Origin of the sequence: Streptococcus oralis SK610 (assembly GCF_000257455.1) — a bacterium.
Taxonomy (GTDB): Bacteria; Bacillota; Bacilli; order Lactobacillales; family Streptococcaceae; genus Streptococcus; species Streptococcus oralis_CB.
In genome coordinates, this window is record NZ_AJKQ01000008.1 from 14762 (window position 1) to 28059 (window position 13298).

Sequence of the window (13298 nt, forward strand, 5' to 3'; positions counted from 1 at the left end):
CTCTATGTAGATCAAAAAGAAAGAGGTTTATTATGAAAAAATGGAATGCGACGCAGTTGAAGTATCTGATGGCGGCAGTAATGGTTCTGGACCATATCCCTCATATCGCAGGGATCGTTTCTCCTATGTGGGAAGGTATTCTTCACGCTATGACCCGTTGTGTGGGAGTTTGGTTTGCCTATATGGCTATGGAAGGCTTCATCCATACTCGAAATTTGAAAAACTACCTCATCCGCCTTTGGAGTTGTGCTCTTATCATGTTTGCTGGAAATAGCCTCCTCAATGCCCTATTTGCCTCTAAGGGAGTAATGGTCACTAATAATATTTTCTTGACGTTGGCCATCGGTGTCACCATGCTTTGGATTGGTTTTCCCAGAAAAGAGTTGGCTAAAAAAGAGAAGTTGTGGCGTCGGATTGGAGTTGCTGGTCTCTTGGTTTTCGGGTGTCTTTTTACTGAGGGTGGCATCACCATGCTACCATTTCTCTTGATTAGTTACTCTTGTCGAAATCGCAAGGGATTGCGAAATCTCCTATATGCCTTTCTGTGGGCCTTCTTGTTAGTGACTTCCATCCAAATTTACGACACTTGGCACCAAACACTGGAAATGATGCTTTACAATTCTGACTGGCTCTTTGTCACCGTATTTCCTTTTATGGCACTTTATAATGGACAGCGAGGAAAAGAAACTAGTTGGAGTAAATATTTCTTTTATATTTTCTACCCAGCTCATCTATGGATTATAACCTTGATTGCTTATTTGGTTAAGTAGCAAAAAAGCAAATAGCAGTAATTTCTGTCTATTTGCTTTTCTTTTTTATAAAATATACTTCTCAATCGCACGCGCAACGCCGTCTTCTTCATTGCTTGTTGTAACGTCATTGGCTAAGGATTTGACATGGTCGCTGGCATTTCCCATAGCAATGCCAAGTCCTGCAAACTGAAGCATTTCGATATCGTTATTGGCATCACCCATAGCCATAATCTCTGACGGATCAATATTTAAAATCGCTGCTAGTCGAGAAAGAGCAGTAGCCTTGGTAGTTCCAAGGGGCATGGCTTCATAAATAACAGGCTGCGAACGAACGCCGCTAAATCGTTGGCAGAGTTCCTCAACGAACCGCTGCTCAAAATCGTCTGTTTGCTCTTTTGTTCCTAAAAACATGCCTTGGAACATCCGATACTTGCCACTAGTCGCGTCCTCAAGGGAGATTTCAGTCAGGTCTGAAAAGACTAGCTTGGCATCATTTTGAACAATTTGATTAGGCTTGCCACCGAGAACAAAATAATGTTTTTCATCAAAAAGAGTTAACTGGACGTCGCTTTTTTCTGCTAGGTCATAGAGGTATTCGATGTCAGCTGGACTGAGTTCTTGCCAGTCAACTAGACCCCAGTCACTGGTCTGGTGAGTTGAACAACCATTATTGACAATGACGTACTCATTCTGGAGGTCAAGTCCTAGTTGTTTATAGTAGGGGAGGACACCGAAAAGCGGGCGACCTGTACAGAGAACCAGTTTGACACCTTTTTCAATGGCTTGGTGAATGGCAGTGATGTGGGCTTGGGGGATTTCCTTGGCTTCATTAAGGAGGGTTCCGTCCATATCCAAGGCAAGTAGTTTAATCATAAGACTTCCTTTTCTAGGTGTTTTGCTTTTATTATAGCATATAGACTATAAAATGTCTGACCGAATTGTAACATTCGGCTTTCCTTTTCTTGAAAAAGAAAATAAAATCGTATATAATACGTATACTTAATGTTTTAGGAGAAAAAATGTCAAAGTACCACTTTAATTCAATTTACAAAAATGATGAAACAGAATCTACTGGTCTTCTTTTCATTAAAGTTTACAACAAATGGGAAAGTAATTTAAAAAGAGTTTTGAAATCGGTTGGCCTCACTTTGCCTCAATTTATCGTTTTAACCTCGCTTTTGTTTCTGTCTAATAAAGAGGAATATGTAACGCAAGTTGATATTGCTCGGTTCACTGGTATGGATGTCATGACAGTTTCCCAGATTGTTAGACTACTGGAGAAGAAGAACTACATTAGACGTGATCAACATCCAAAGGATAGTCGGGCAAAACTGGTCTCAGTGACGAAGTCTGGCGCGGAGAAGGTCAATCAAGCTTTACCCTTAGTAGAAGGGATTGATGAAAAATTTTTTGAAAAACTATCTAACGATAGAGAATGTTTTAATCGTATGTTAGTAGTGCTGGAGGATAAAAATGCCTAGATATTGGGTCGGAGTTGTTTCAAAGAACCATGTTTTAAGAGGAGTTGAGGGAAATTTTTGTCAGGTCTGTCATGGAAAGGGAGGCCCCTTAAATCGTATGAAAAAAGGTGACTATCTTTTATACTATAGTCCAAAATACGATATGAATGGTCAAGATAAGTTACAGGCTTTTGTGGCCGTAGGTAAAATTATAGATGACAAAGCCTATCAAGTAGAGCAATTTGAAGGATTCTTTCCCTTTAGACGAAATGTCGAGTATTATCTACCAGTCAAAGATTGTTCCATAGAAATAGCTAGACAACATCCTGAATGGAGAGACTATACTTCTCGACTTCGTTATGGACATTTTGAAGTTTCCAAAGACTTTTTCCTCCATATTTTTCAGCATATGAAAGTGGATGATGAAGCTTGATTGATTCGCTAGTTAAATGATTGTCAACAAGAATTTTGGATTTGGACTGTGAAGCGAACTTTGCTATAATAGATTAAGAAACTTTGAGAAACCAAACGAGGCAGAGATGAAATTACTTTATACTGATATTCGGACTTCTTTGACAGAAATCCTAACCAGAGAGGCGGAAGAGCTGGTTGCTACTGGCAAGCGGGTCTTCTACATTGCCCCCAACTCTCTTTCATTTGAAAAGGAACGTGCCGTGCTGAAATGCTTGTCCCAGCAGGCTTCTTTTGCGATTACTGTCACGCGCTTTGCTCAGATGGCTCGTTACCTGGTTTTAAATGACTTGCCTACAAAGACCAGTCTTGATGACATCGGCCTTGGGATGGCCTTTTATAAATGTCTTGCTGAACTTGATCCCAAAGAGTTACGAGTTTATGGTGCTATTAAACAAGACCCTCAGTTTATCCAGCAGTTGATTGAACTTTATCATGAGATGACGACTGCTCAGATGAACTTTTTAGACTTAGAAAGTTTGAGTGATGAGAACAAGCGGGCAGATTTACTCTTGATTTTTGAGAAAGTGACTGCCTATCTCAATCAAAGCCAGTTGGCTCAGGGAAGTCAATTGTCCCATTTGATTGAGGCTATTGAGAATGATAAGGTAAGTAGTGATTTCAGTCATATTGCCTTAGTCATTGACGGATTTACCCGTTTTTCTGCTGAGGAAGAACATGTAGTGGATCTGCTCCAGCGTAAAGGTGTTGAGATTGTCATTGGTGCTTATGCAAGCAAGAAGGCCTATACCAGTCCGTTCACTGAAGGAAATCTCTACCAAGTCAGTGTGGAATTTCTTCATCATTTAGGTGCTAAATACCAAACGGTTGCTCAAGACCGTTCTCAGACTCATGCGTACATGGATAGTTTTGATAAGGCCTCTCGTTTGCTGGAGTCTTCTTATGACTTTTCAGAACTCGCATTAGATGTCGATGAGAAGGACTGTGAGAATCTGCAAATCTGGTCTTGCTTGACGCAAAAAGAAGAGTTGGAGTTGGTAGCCCGTACCATTCGTCAGAAATTACATGACCATCCAGAACTGAGTTACAAGAATTTTCGTATTCTCTTAGGGGATGTGGCTTCTTACCAGTTATCACTGAAAACCATTTTTGACCAGTACCAGATTCCTTTCTATCTAGGTAGAAGCGAATCCATGGCTCACCACCCTTTGACTCAGTATGTCGAATCTATTTTGCGTTTGAAATGCTACCGTTTCCGTCAGGAAGATTTGATTAATCTCCTCAGAACTGGTCTATATACTGACCTTAGCCAAGCGGATATTGATGCTTTCGAGCAATATCTCCGCTATCTTGGTATCAATGGCTTGCCAGCTTTTCAGCAGACCTTCACAAAATCCCACCATGGAAAATTTGATTTAGAGCGTTTAAATTCTCTTCGTCTGCGAGTTTTGGTGCCACTTGAAACCTTATTTGCCAGTCGGAAGCAAAAGACTGAAAATCTCTTGCAAAAGTGGAATACTTTTCTAAAAAATGCTGCTTTAAGCAAGCAGATGCAAGACTTGACAGCTACTATGGAAACTCTAGAACAGGAAAGACAAGCCGAAGTTTGGAAGGCTTTCTGCCAAGTTTTAGAACAATTTGCGACGGTTTTTGCTGGTTCACAAGTTAGTCTAGAGGACTTCCTAGCCTTGCTCCATTCTGGAATGAGTTTGTCCCAGTATCGCACCATTCCAGCGACAGTGGACACCGTTCTGGTGCAGAGTTACGATCTGATTGCCCCTCTGACCGCTAACTTTGTCTACGCAATTGGGCTGACTCAGGACCATTTACCAAAAATTGCGCAAAACACCAGCCTGTTAACAGACGAAGAAAGACAAAGCCTAAACCAAGCAACCGAAGAGGGAGCGCAATTACTGATTGCAAGTAGTGAAAACCTCAAGAAAAATCGCTATACCATGGTTTCCTTAGTCAATGCTGCCCGTAAACAATTGATTTTGTCAGCACCAAGTCTCCTCAATGAAAATGAGAGTAAGGAATCGGCCTATCTTCAGGAACTGGTGGGTTTTGGATTTAGCCGGATAGAGAAGAAGATTCATCACAAAGGTCTGTCTAAGGATGATATGGGGTCATATCATAGTCTCCTGTCTAGCCTTGTTGCCTATCATCAGCAGGCAGGTTCTAGTGAAAATGAGCAAGATGTGACCTTTGTCAAGGTTTTAGCGCGTGTGATGGGGAAAAAACTTGATCAAAAAGGTCTTACAAATCCAGCACTCCCAACTAGTCCAAGCAGCAAGCCATTAGAGAAAGAGACCTTGCAGGCTCTCTATCCAGCTGACAATGAGTTTTACCTGTCTACTTCTGGTTTAACGGAGTTTTACCGCAATGAATACAGTTATTTCCTCCGTTATGTCTTAGGTTTGCAGGAAGAATTGCGCCTACGTCCTGATGCTCGCAGTCATGGGAATTTCTTGCACCGTATTTTTGAACGTGCCTTGAAACAACCTGCTGAAAATCCATTTGACCAACGTTTGGAACAAGCTATTCAAGAAACTAGTCAAGAACGGGAATTTGAAGCCATTTATCAAGAAAGTTTGGAAGCCCAGTTTACCAAGGAAGTTCTACTTGATGTGGCTCGGACAACAGGCCACATCCTTCGTCATAATCCAGCCATTGAAACCATTCAAGAGGAAGCAACATTTGGTGGTAAAGATCAGGCCTTTATTCAATTGGATAATGGTCGCAGTGTCCATGTGCGAGGCAAGGTTGACCGAATCGACCGTTTGAAAGCTGATGGAGCGCTAGGAGTGGTGGACTACAAGTCTAGTCTGACCCAGTTCCAGTTTCCTCATTTCTTTAATGGCCTCAATTCCCAACTGCCAACCTATCTTGCTGCTCTTAAGGGAGAAGGAGAGCAAAACTTTTTCGGCGCCATGTACTTGGAAATGGCTGAGCCTGTCCAGTCTTTATTAGCTGTTAAAAGTCTGGCAGGAGCAGTAGTAGAAGCCAGCAAATCAATGAAATACCAGGGACTCTTTTTAGAAAAAGAAAGCAGTCACTTGGGCGAATTTTACAACAAAAACAAGGCTAATCAGCTGACAGACGAGGAGTTCCAGCTCCTACTGGACTATAATGCCCACCTGTACAAGAAGGCAGCTAAGAAGATTTTACAAGGCCAGTTTGCCATTAATCCCTATACCGAAAATGGCAAAAGCATTGCCCCGTACGTTCAGCAACACCAAGCCATCACTGGATTTGAAGCTAATTACCATTTGGGACAAGCCCGTTTCCTAGAGAAGTTAGACTTAGCTGACGGCAAGCGTCTGGTCGGAGAAAAGCTCAAGCAAGCTTGGTTTGAAAAAATGAGAGAGGAGTTGAATCGATGAAGCCCATTTCCTTTTTAACTGAGGAAGAAATTCAAAAACTGCAAAAAGCAGAAGCAAGTTCGAGCAAGGAACAAAAGAAAACTGCCGAGCAAATCGAAGCCATTTATACCGCAGGGCAAAATATCCTTGTTTCAGCGTCTGCTGGTTCAGGGAAGACCTTTGTCATGGCAGAGCGCATTCTTGACCAATTAGCACGTGGTGTGGAAATCAGCCAACTCTTTATCTCGACCTTTACCGTCAAGGCTGCTACTGAACTAAAGGAGCGCTTGGAGAAAAAAATCAGCCAACAAATCCAAGAAACCGATGATGTCGATCTCAAACAACACTTGGGACGCCAGTTGGCAGATCTGCCAAACGCTGCTATTGGAACCATGGATTCCTTCACGCAAAAATTCCTTGGCAAGCACGGCTATCTGATTGATATCGCACCGAACTTCCGTATTCTACAAAATGAAAGTGAACAGTTGCTCTTAAAAAACGAAGTTTTTCATCAGGTTTTTGAAGAGCATTACCAAGGTGAGAATAAAGAGAAATTTAGCCATTTGGTGAAGAACTTTGCTGGACGTGGCAAGGATGAACGAGGTCTGCGCCAGCAAGTCTACAAAATCTATGATTTCCTTCAATCCACCAGCAGTCCCCAAAAATGGCTGAACGAGTCTTTCCTCAAAGGGTTTGAAAAAGCTGACTTTGCAAATGAAAAAGACAAACTAACTGAGCAAATCAAGCAGGCGCTTTGGGACTTGGAAAGTTTCCTCCGTTATCATCTGGATAACGATGCCAAGGAGTTTCCAAAAGCTGCCTATTTAGAAGCTGTGCAACAGGTTCTGGATGAAATTGCCTCCTTAAATCAAGAGTCCGATTGTCAGGCTTATCAAGCAGTGCTTGCTCGTGTTGTCGCCATCTCTAAAGAGAAAAATGGTCGGGCTCTGACTAACTCCAGTCGTAAGGCCGATTTAAAACCACTGGCTGATTCCTATAACGATGAGAGAAAGGCCCAGTTTGCTAAACTAGGACAACTGGCGGACCAGATAACCATTCTCGACTATCAAGAGCGTTATCATGAAGATACCTGGGATCTGGCTAAAACCTTCCAAACCTTTATGAGCGATTTTGTGGAGGCTTATCGTGAACGTAAACGCCAGGAAAATGCCTTTGAATTCGCTGATATCAGTCATTTCACCATTGAAATTTTAGAGAATTTCCCACAAGTCCGCGAGGCTTATCAGGAACGATTCCACGAAGTCATGGTCGATGAGTATCAGGATACCAACCATATTCAAGAACGGATGCTGGAATTGCTGTCGAATGATCACAATCGCTTTATGGTGGGAGATATCAAGCAGTCCATCTACCGTTTCCGTCAGGCAGACCCGCAGATTTTCAATGAGAAATTCCAATGCTATGCGCAAAATCCTCAAGAAGGAAAGCTGATTCTCCTCAAGGAAAATTTCCGTAGTAGTTCAGAAGTGCTGTCTGCAACCAATGATGTATTTGAACGGCTCATGGACCAAGAAGTCGGCGAAATTAACTACGACAGCATGCACCAGCTTGTTTTTGCCAATAGCAAACTAACTCCCAACCCTGAGAACAAGGCAGAATTTCTCCTCTACGATAAGGACGATAGTGGGCAAGAGGAAGAAGAAAGTTCTGCAGAAACGAAGCTCACTGGTGAAATGCGCCTGGTCATCAAGGAAATCTTGAAACTTCATCAGGAAAAAGGTGTTGCCTTTAAAGAAATAGCCCTTTTGACTTCCAGCCGCAGTCGTAATGACCAGATTCTTCTTGCCCTGTCTGAGTACGGAATTCCAGTTAAAACCGACGGTGAGCAAAACAATTATCTCCAATCCCTAGAAGTACAAGTCATGCTGGACACCCTGCGCGTCATTCACAATCCCCTGCAAGACTATGCCTTAGTTGCTCTGATGAAGTCTCCTATGTTTGGTTTTGATGAGGACGAGTTGGCACGCTTATCCCTTCAGAAAGTAGAAGATAAGGTACAAGAAAATCTCTATGAGAAACTGGTCAATGCTCAAAAACTGGCAACAAGTCAGAAAAACTTGATTCATACAGCTCTAGCTGAAAAACTAAGTCAGTTCATGGATGTTTTGGATTCTTGGCGCTTATATGCCAAAACCCACACTCTCTATGACTTGATTTGGAAGATTTACAACGACCGTTTTTACTATGACTATGTTGGGGCTTTGCCGAACGGACCTGCTAGACAGGCCAATCTCTACGCCCTAGCTCTACGTGCTGATCAGTTTGAAAAGAGCAATTTCAAGGGCTTGTCTCGTTTTATTCGTATGATTGACCAAGTCTTAGAAGCCCAGCACGATCTCGCAAGCGTTGCCGTCGCTCCGCCAAAAGATGCAGTGGAGCTCATGACCATTCACAAGAGCAAAGGTCTGGAGTTTCCTTATGTCTTTATCCTCAACATGGATCAGGACTTCAACAAGCAAGACTCGATGTCAGACGTTATTCTCAGGCGTCAAAATGGGCTTGGTGTCAAATATATTGCCAAGGTGGAAACAGGAGCAGTGGAAGCACACTATCCTAAAACCATCAAACTCTCCATTCCTAGTCTAACTTATATCCAGAATGAGAAAGAACTGCAACTGGCTAGCTATTCAGAGCAGATGCGTCTGCTGTATGTTGCCATGACGAGGGCTGAGAAAAAGCTCTATCTTGTCGGCAAGGGTTCTCGTGAAAAGCTAGAAGCCAAGAAATACCCAGCAGCAAACAACGGAAAATTAGATAGCAGTACCAGATTGCAATCCAAGAATTTTCAAGATTGGATTTGGGCTATTACCAAAGTATTTGCCAAGGAAAATCTCAACTTTAGCTATCGTTTTGTTGGTGAAGACCAGTTGACCAGAGAAGCTATCGGAGAATTGGAAAACAAGAGTCCTCTACAAGATAGTTCTCAAGCAGACAACCGCCAGTCTGAAACGATTAAAGAAGCCCTTGAAATGCTGAGAGAGGTAGAAGTTTATAATACTCTTCACCGCGCAGCTATTGAACTACCAAGTGTTCAAACCCCAAGCCAAATCAAGAAATTCTACGAACCGGTTATGGATATGGAAGGGGTAGAAATTACTAACCAAACTCAATCACCGGAAAAGCAAATTAGCTTTGATTTACCTGATTTTTTAACTAAAGAAAAGGTAACTGGAGCTGAGATTGGTAGTGCAACCCACGAACTCATGCAAAGAATTGACCTCAGTCAGCAACCAACACTTGCTAGCCTGACAGAAACTCTCAAACAAGTTCAAACCAGCCCAGGTGTCAGAGACAAGATCAATCTTGCTAAAATCCTTGCATTCTTTGACACACCACTTGGTCAGGAGATTCTCGCAAATACTGACCATCTCTACCGCGAGCAACCTTTCTCCATGCTCAAAAAAGATCAAAAGAGTCAGGAAGACTTTGTTGTTCGTGGGATCTTGGACGGCTATCTACTTTACGAGGACAGAATTATTCTTTTCGACTATAAGACAGACCGCTATGATGAATCAAGTCAACTCGTAGACCGCTATCGTGGTCAGTTAGCGCTCTATGGAGAGGCTTTATCACGAGCTTATTCGATTGAATATATTGAAAAATACTTGATCTTACTCGGTAAAGACGAGGTTCAGGTTGTAAAAGTATAATCTAGAAAGGAGACCTCATGCCATTTCCAGTTAGAAAATCTCTGCACGATGCGGTTTTACAGGCTTCAAAAGCCGATACTTGGGATCAAGCAACCAAGGAATGGAATGAAGTTTCCTTGATTTTTAATGGCATTGGTCGTAGTAATTGCGTCTGTGGGAATGCCATTAAATACGCCTACGAACTCTTTAACGGAGTTACAGGTCAACGCCTTTTTCCGATTGGTAGCGATTGTGTTCGTCATTTTCATCGACTGACTTTAGACCAGCAACTGGAAGAGGAAGAAAAACTACTCAGAAAAGTTGAAAACCTAACTAGAAAAGCTCAGAAAAAGGAAAAAATCAAGGTTAATAAAAGCGACTTTGACGAACGACTTCTAAATTGGTTTTGGGAAAAAGGTATTTTCAAAGCCAATCGTGGCAATCAATTCGCACCTGAGAAAGATTACCAGCTCTTCCTAGAAGTCTTCAAAGGCGGAAGTTGGACCAAGGCAGAGCCAAATAAGAAGGCTCGTATGGAAGAAGTGCTGGAAAAGTGTATCAAACCTTTTTTACTTGGTAAGACCGATGACCAACTCTACCTTGTCAAACTAGGCAAGGAGAAAATCGACTACGAACAGCATTTACGGATTCAAGCAGAGAAAGAACGTAAGAAAAGAGATAAAATCGCCAAGCAATACGCTGACAATCTCATTCTTGCCATGGGACCTGCAGAACGAGCCTATCAAGATTACTTTGGCTTTAAAGAAACCTTGACCCAAGAAGAACGAAAATGGGAGAAAATCCTCTTTGGTAAAAATAGAGACGAACGAGCTATCAAGGCTAAACAAAATCAAAAGGAGCTGGAAAAGGATCAGCGTATTGCAAATCAAGATCCGATTGAACGAAAGCAGAAGCAGACTTGGCTTCTTAATTCCTATTTTCGGGATTTGCCTGATGAAAAAGCTAGATTTTCTCGGCTTCTATTAGAATATCGAAAAAGTGGAGAAGTAGCCTTTTCAGATGATTACTTATCTGAGCATCTCATAGACTTTTTCTACAAGATGAAAGTCTTTGAGTTTGAAATTGCACCAGAACAAGTCCGCGATTTTCTAAAAGAATGCCTTCAGGCAGAACATCTATCATCTGCACAAGAAAGTTGGACTAGAGGGATTCTCCTCAATTGTCTTCATCCGTTTTTAGATAGGTTACTCATATAGAAAAAATCCTACCTTGTCTATGCATGGTAGGATTTAAGTATCTCCAAAGATGTACTGGTAAAGTTGGACGACTTTCTGAAAACATTGTGTGTCCATTCTTGTTATTTTTTGAGCATTACGCATCCGAAAATCAAAGGTATACAGTTGAAATGGATTGACAGCACCATCTACCTTATCTGATGAGACAGGAACGAGCAAACTTTTTTCTGCCAAACGTTGTTGGCCATGAGTGATAGGACAGACAGCCACAAAACCAGTTTGCAAGGCATATTCTCTCCTAGAAACAACCAAGGCTGGTCGCCTTTTCTGAATTTCTCGACCGACTGATGGATCAAAGTCCAGCCAAATGATATCCTGCTTTTCAGGAATATAGTCAGATTTCGCTATCAAGTGACCTTACCCCTTCAAAATCATTTGTCATTCTCAAATCAGTAATCCCATCAAAAGGATCTTTCAGTTTTGGAGCTAAGACAATGACTCCGTCAATCCCTTTGTAGACGACCATTTCTTGACCTTCTGTCATCCCTAAATTTTTAGGAATGGTCACAGTGAGCGAATTCCCCACCTTCCGAGTCTTTACTGTATTCATTGCTCTACCTCCACAAAAATGTATACACTAAGTATATACCTGTTAGCAAAAAAAGTCAAGTAAATCGTGACTGGCATCAAGGATGTTTCGTACCTATACTATTTGTCATTTATTGTGGTCAAAGCCTGTGCAAAAGTTCCTCATTTATGATAGAATAGGTAGTAAGAAAGAAAACGTTTTTACTACGTTTTTTTTAGTCGGAAGGGGAAAATATTATGGCTACTATTCAATGGTTTCCGGGTCACATGTCTAAGGCTCGGCGGCAAGTTCAGGAGAATTTAAAATTTGTTGATTTTGTGACGATTTTGGTGGATGCTAGGCTACCTTTATCTAGTCAAAATCCTATGTTAACTAAGATTGTTGGGGATAAACCAAAGCTTTTGATTTTGAATAAGGCAGATCTGGCTGACCCCGCAATGACCAAAGAATGGCGTCAGTATTTTGAATCACAGGGAATCCAAACTCTGGCTATCAATTCCAAAGAGCAAGTGACTGTAAAAGTTGTTACTGATGCCGCTAAAAAGCTCATGGCTGATAAGATTGCACGCCAGAAAGAACGCGGTATTAAGATCGAAACCTTGCGGACTATGATTATCGGAATTCCAAATGCCGGTAAGTCAACTCTCATGAACCGTTTGGCTGGGAAAAAGATTGCGGTTGTAGGCAATAAACCAGGTGTTACCAAGGGGCAACAATGGCTTAAAACCAATAAAGACCTTGAAATTTTAGACACACCAGGGATTCTCTGGCCTAAATTTGAAGACGAAACCGTTGCTTTGAAACTAGCCTTGACTGGAGCCATTAAAGACCAGTTGCTTCCTATGGATGAAGTGACCATTTTTGGTCTTGATTATTTCAAAAAACATTATCCAGAAAAGCTAGCTGAACGCTTCAAACAAATGAAGATAGAAGAAGAAGCACCTGTTATCATCATGGATATGACCCGTGCCCTTGGTTTCCGAGACGACTACGACCGCTTTTACAGCCTCTTCGTCAAGGAAGTCCGTGATGGAAAACTCGGTAACTACACCTTAGATACATTGGACGACATCGATGACGACGATTAAAGAAATTAAAGAACTTCTTGCCACTGTCAAAGAATTAGACAATCCTCTTTTTCTAGAATTCGAAAAAGATCCTCGTTCTGGAGTTCAAAAGGAAATCAACAAGCGTAAAAAAGCCATTCAGGCTGAACTGGATGAAGACCTTCGTTTGGAAACTATGCTTTCCTATGAAAAAGAACTGTATAAGCAAGGATTGACCCTAATTGCAGGTGTTGATGAGGTCGGCCGTGGTCCTCTGGCTGGACCCGTAGTCGCTGCAGCTGTTATCTTGCCCAAAAATTGTAAGATTAAAGGCCTCAACGATAGCAAAAAAATCCCTAAAAAGAAACATCTGGAAATTTATCATGCTGTTCAAGACCAAGCCTTAGCAATCGGGATTGGAATCATGGATAATCAAGTCATTGACCAAGTCAATATCTATGAAGCAACCAAACTAGCCATGAAAGAAGCAATCTCCCAGCTCAGTCCGCAACCTGAGCACCTCTTGATAGACGCCATGAAACTGGAGTTACCAATTTCACAAACCTCCATTATCAAAGGAGATGCCAACTCCCTCTCCATCGCAGCTGCATCTATAGTGGCCAAGGTGACACGGGATGAATTGATGAAGGAATATGACAACCAATATCCCGGCTATGATTTTACAGCTAATGCAGGCTATGGAACAGCTAAACACCTAGAAGGACTGGAAAAATTAGGTGTCACCCCAATTCACCGAACCAGTTTTGAACCAGTCAAAACACTGGTTTCAACTAAGAAAGACAAGTAAGAG

11 protein-coding genes are annotated in these 13298 nt (G+C 41.8%); 8 read left to right on the forward strand and 3 right to left on the reverse strand.

The window, feature by feature from the left end:
- Nucleotides 1-32: 32 nt before the first annotated feature.
- Entirely contained in the window at nt 33-770 is a 738-nt protein-coding gene (locus tag HMPREF1115_RS04805) for a TraX family protein (protein WP_000759201.1), read from the forward strand.
- Between the two features lie 45 nt (nt 771-815).
- Here the strand turns inward: HMPREF1115_RS04805 and HMPREF1115_RS04810 are convergent, their stop codons facing one another.
- Nucleotides 816-1625, reverse strand: coding sequence for a Cof-type HAD-IIB family hydrolase (locus HMPREF1115_RS04810; RefSeq protein ID WP_000593607.1), 810 nt, complete (start codon nt 1623-1625; stop codon nt 816-818).
- Between the two features lie 146 nt (nt 1626-1771).
- Here HMPREF1115_RS04810 and HMPREF1115_RS04815 point away from each other — a divergent pair, with 146 nt between their 5' ends.
- From HMPREF1115_RS04815 to HMPREF1115_RS04835, 5 genes are all read left to right on the forward strand, one after another.
- Entirely contained in the window at nt 1772-2233 is a 462-nt protein-coding gene (locus tag HMPREF1115_RS04815) for a MarR family winged helix-turn-helix transcriptional regulator (RefSeq protein ID WP_000049663.1), read from the forward strand.
- Entirely contained in the window at nt 2226-2645 is a 420-nt protein-coding gene (locus HMPREF1115_RS04820) for an EVE domain-containing protein (protein WP_001138489.1), read from the forward strand. The genes HMPREF1115_RS04815 and HMPREF1115_RS04820 overlap by 8 nt, the downstream gene beginning before the upstream one ends.
- A gap of 106 nt (nt 2646-2751) precedes the next feature.
- Nucleotides 2752-6027, forward strand: coding sequence for an ATP-dependent nuclease subunit B (gene rexB / locus HMPREF1115_RS04825; protein ID WP_000772386.1), 3276 nt, complete (start codon nt 2752-2754; stop codon nt 6025-6027).
- A complete protein-coding gene (gene addA, locus HMPREF1115_RS04830) occupies nt 6024-9677 on the forward strand; it encodes a helicase-exonuclease AddAB subunit AddA (RefSeq protein WP_000802727.1) in 3654 nt (1217 codons plus the stop codon). The genes rexB and addA overlap by 4 nt, the downstream gene beginning before the upstream one ends.
- A 17-nt stretch (nt 9678-9694) precedes the next feature.
- A complete protein-coding gene (locus tag HMPREF1115_RS04835; RefSeq protein WP_001116504.1) occupies nt 9695-10873 on the forward strand; it encodes a hypothetical protein in 1179 nt (392 codons plus the stop codon).
- Nucleotides 10874-10906: 33 nt separating this feature from the next.
- Here HMPREF1115_RS04835 and HMPREF1115_RS0102055 read toward each other — a convergent pair whose 3' ends face one another.
- Together HMPREF1115_RS0102055 and mazE are read right to left on the reverse strand one after the other, a co-directional pair.
- Nucleotides 10907-11263: a type II toxin-antitoxin system PemK/MazF family toxin gene (locus HMPREF1115_RS0102055; protein ID WP_000560799.1), complete on the reverse strand. Its 357-nt coding sequence runs from the start codon at nt 11261-11263 to the stop codon at nt 10907-10909.
- Nucleotides 11247-11462, reverse strand: a complete 216-nt coding sequence (gene mazE / locus HMPREF1115_RS04840; protein ID WP_001098942.1) for a type II toxin-antitoxin system PemI/MazE family antitoxin — start codon at nt 11460-11462, stop codon at nt 11247-11249. The genes HMPREF1115_RS0102055 and mazE overlap by 17 nt, the downstream gene beginning before the upstream one ends.
- Nucleotides 11463-11677: 215 nt before the next feature.
- Here mazE and ylqF point away from each other — a divergent pair, with 215 nt between their 5' ends.
- On the forward strand, nt 11678-12529 hold the full coding sequence (gene ylqF / locus HMPREF1115_RS04845) for a ribosome biogenesis GTPase YlqF (protein ID WP_000201304.1): 852 nt from the start codon (nt 11678-11680) through the stop codon (nt 12527-12529).
- Nucleotides 12516-13295, forward strand: coding sequence for a ribonuclease HII (locus HMPREF1115_RS04850; protein ID WP_000207519.1), 780 nt, complete (start codon nt 12516-12518; stop codon nt 13293-13295). Before ylqF ends, HMPREF1115_RS04850 begins: the two co-directional genes overlap by 14 nt.
- Nucleotides 13296-13298: the final 3 nt, after the last annotated feature.

What these genes read in the sequence shown, in the direction of transcription:
- HMPREF1115_RS04835 (WP_001116504.1), top strand. Translation starts at nt 9,695, where the DNA reads ATGCCATTTCCAGTTAGAAAATCTCTGCACGATGCGGTTTTACAGGCT.
- HMPREF1115_RS04810 (WP_000593607.1), bottom strand. Translation starts at nt 1,625, where the DNA reads ATGATTAAACTACTTGCCTTGGATATGGACGGAACCCTCCTTAATGAA.
- HMPREF1115_RS04805 (WP_000759201.1), top strand. Translation starts at nt 33, where the DNA reads ATGAAAAAATGGAATGCGACGCAGTTGAAGTATCTGATGGCGGCAGTA.
- ylqF (WP_000201304.1), top strand. Translation starts at nt 11,678, where the DNA reads ATGGCTACTATTCAATGGTTTCCGGGTCACATGTCTAAGGCTCGGCGG.
- rexB (WP_000772386.1), top strand. Translation starts at nt 2,752, where the DNA reads ATGAAATTACTTTATACTGATATTCGGACTTCTTTGACAGAAATCCTA.
- mazE (WP_001098942.1), bottom strand. Translation starts at nt 11,462, where the DNA reads ATGAATACAGTAAAGACTCGGAAGGTGGGGAATTCGCTCACTGTGACC.
- addA (WP_000802727.1), top strand. Translation starts at nt 6,024, where the DNA reads ATGAAGCCCATTTCCTTTTTAACTGAGGAAGAAATTCAAAAACTGCAA.
- HMPREF1115_RS04820 (WP_001138489.1), top strand. Translation starts at nt 2,226, where the DNA reads ATGCCTAGATATTGGGTCGGAGTTGTTTCAAAGAACCATGTTTTAAGA.
- HMPREF1115_RS04815 (WP_000049663.1), top strand. Translation starts at nt 1,772, where the DNA reads ATGTCAAAGTACCACTTTAATTCAATTTACAAAAATGATGAAACAGAA.
- HMPREF1115_RS04850 (WP_000207519.1), top strand. Translation starts at nt 12,516, where the DNA reads ATGACGACGATTAAAGAAATTAAAGAACTTCTTGCCACTGTCAAAGAA.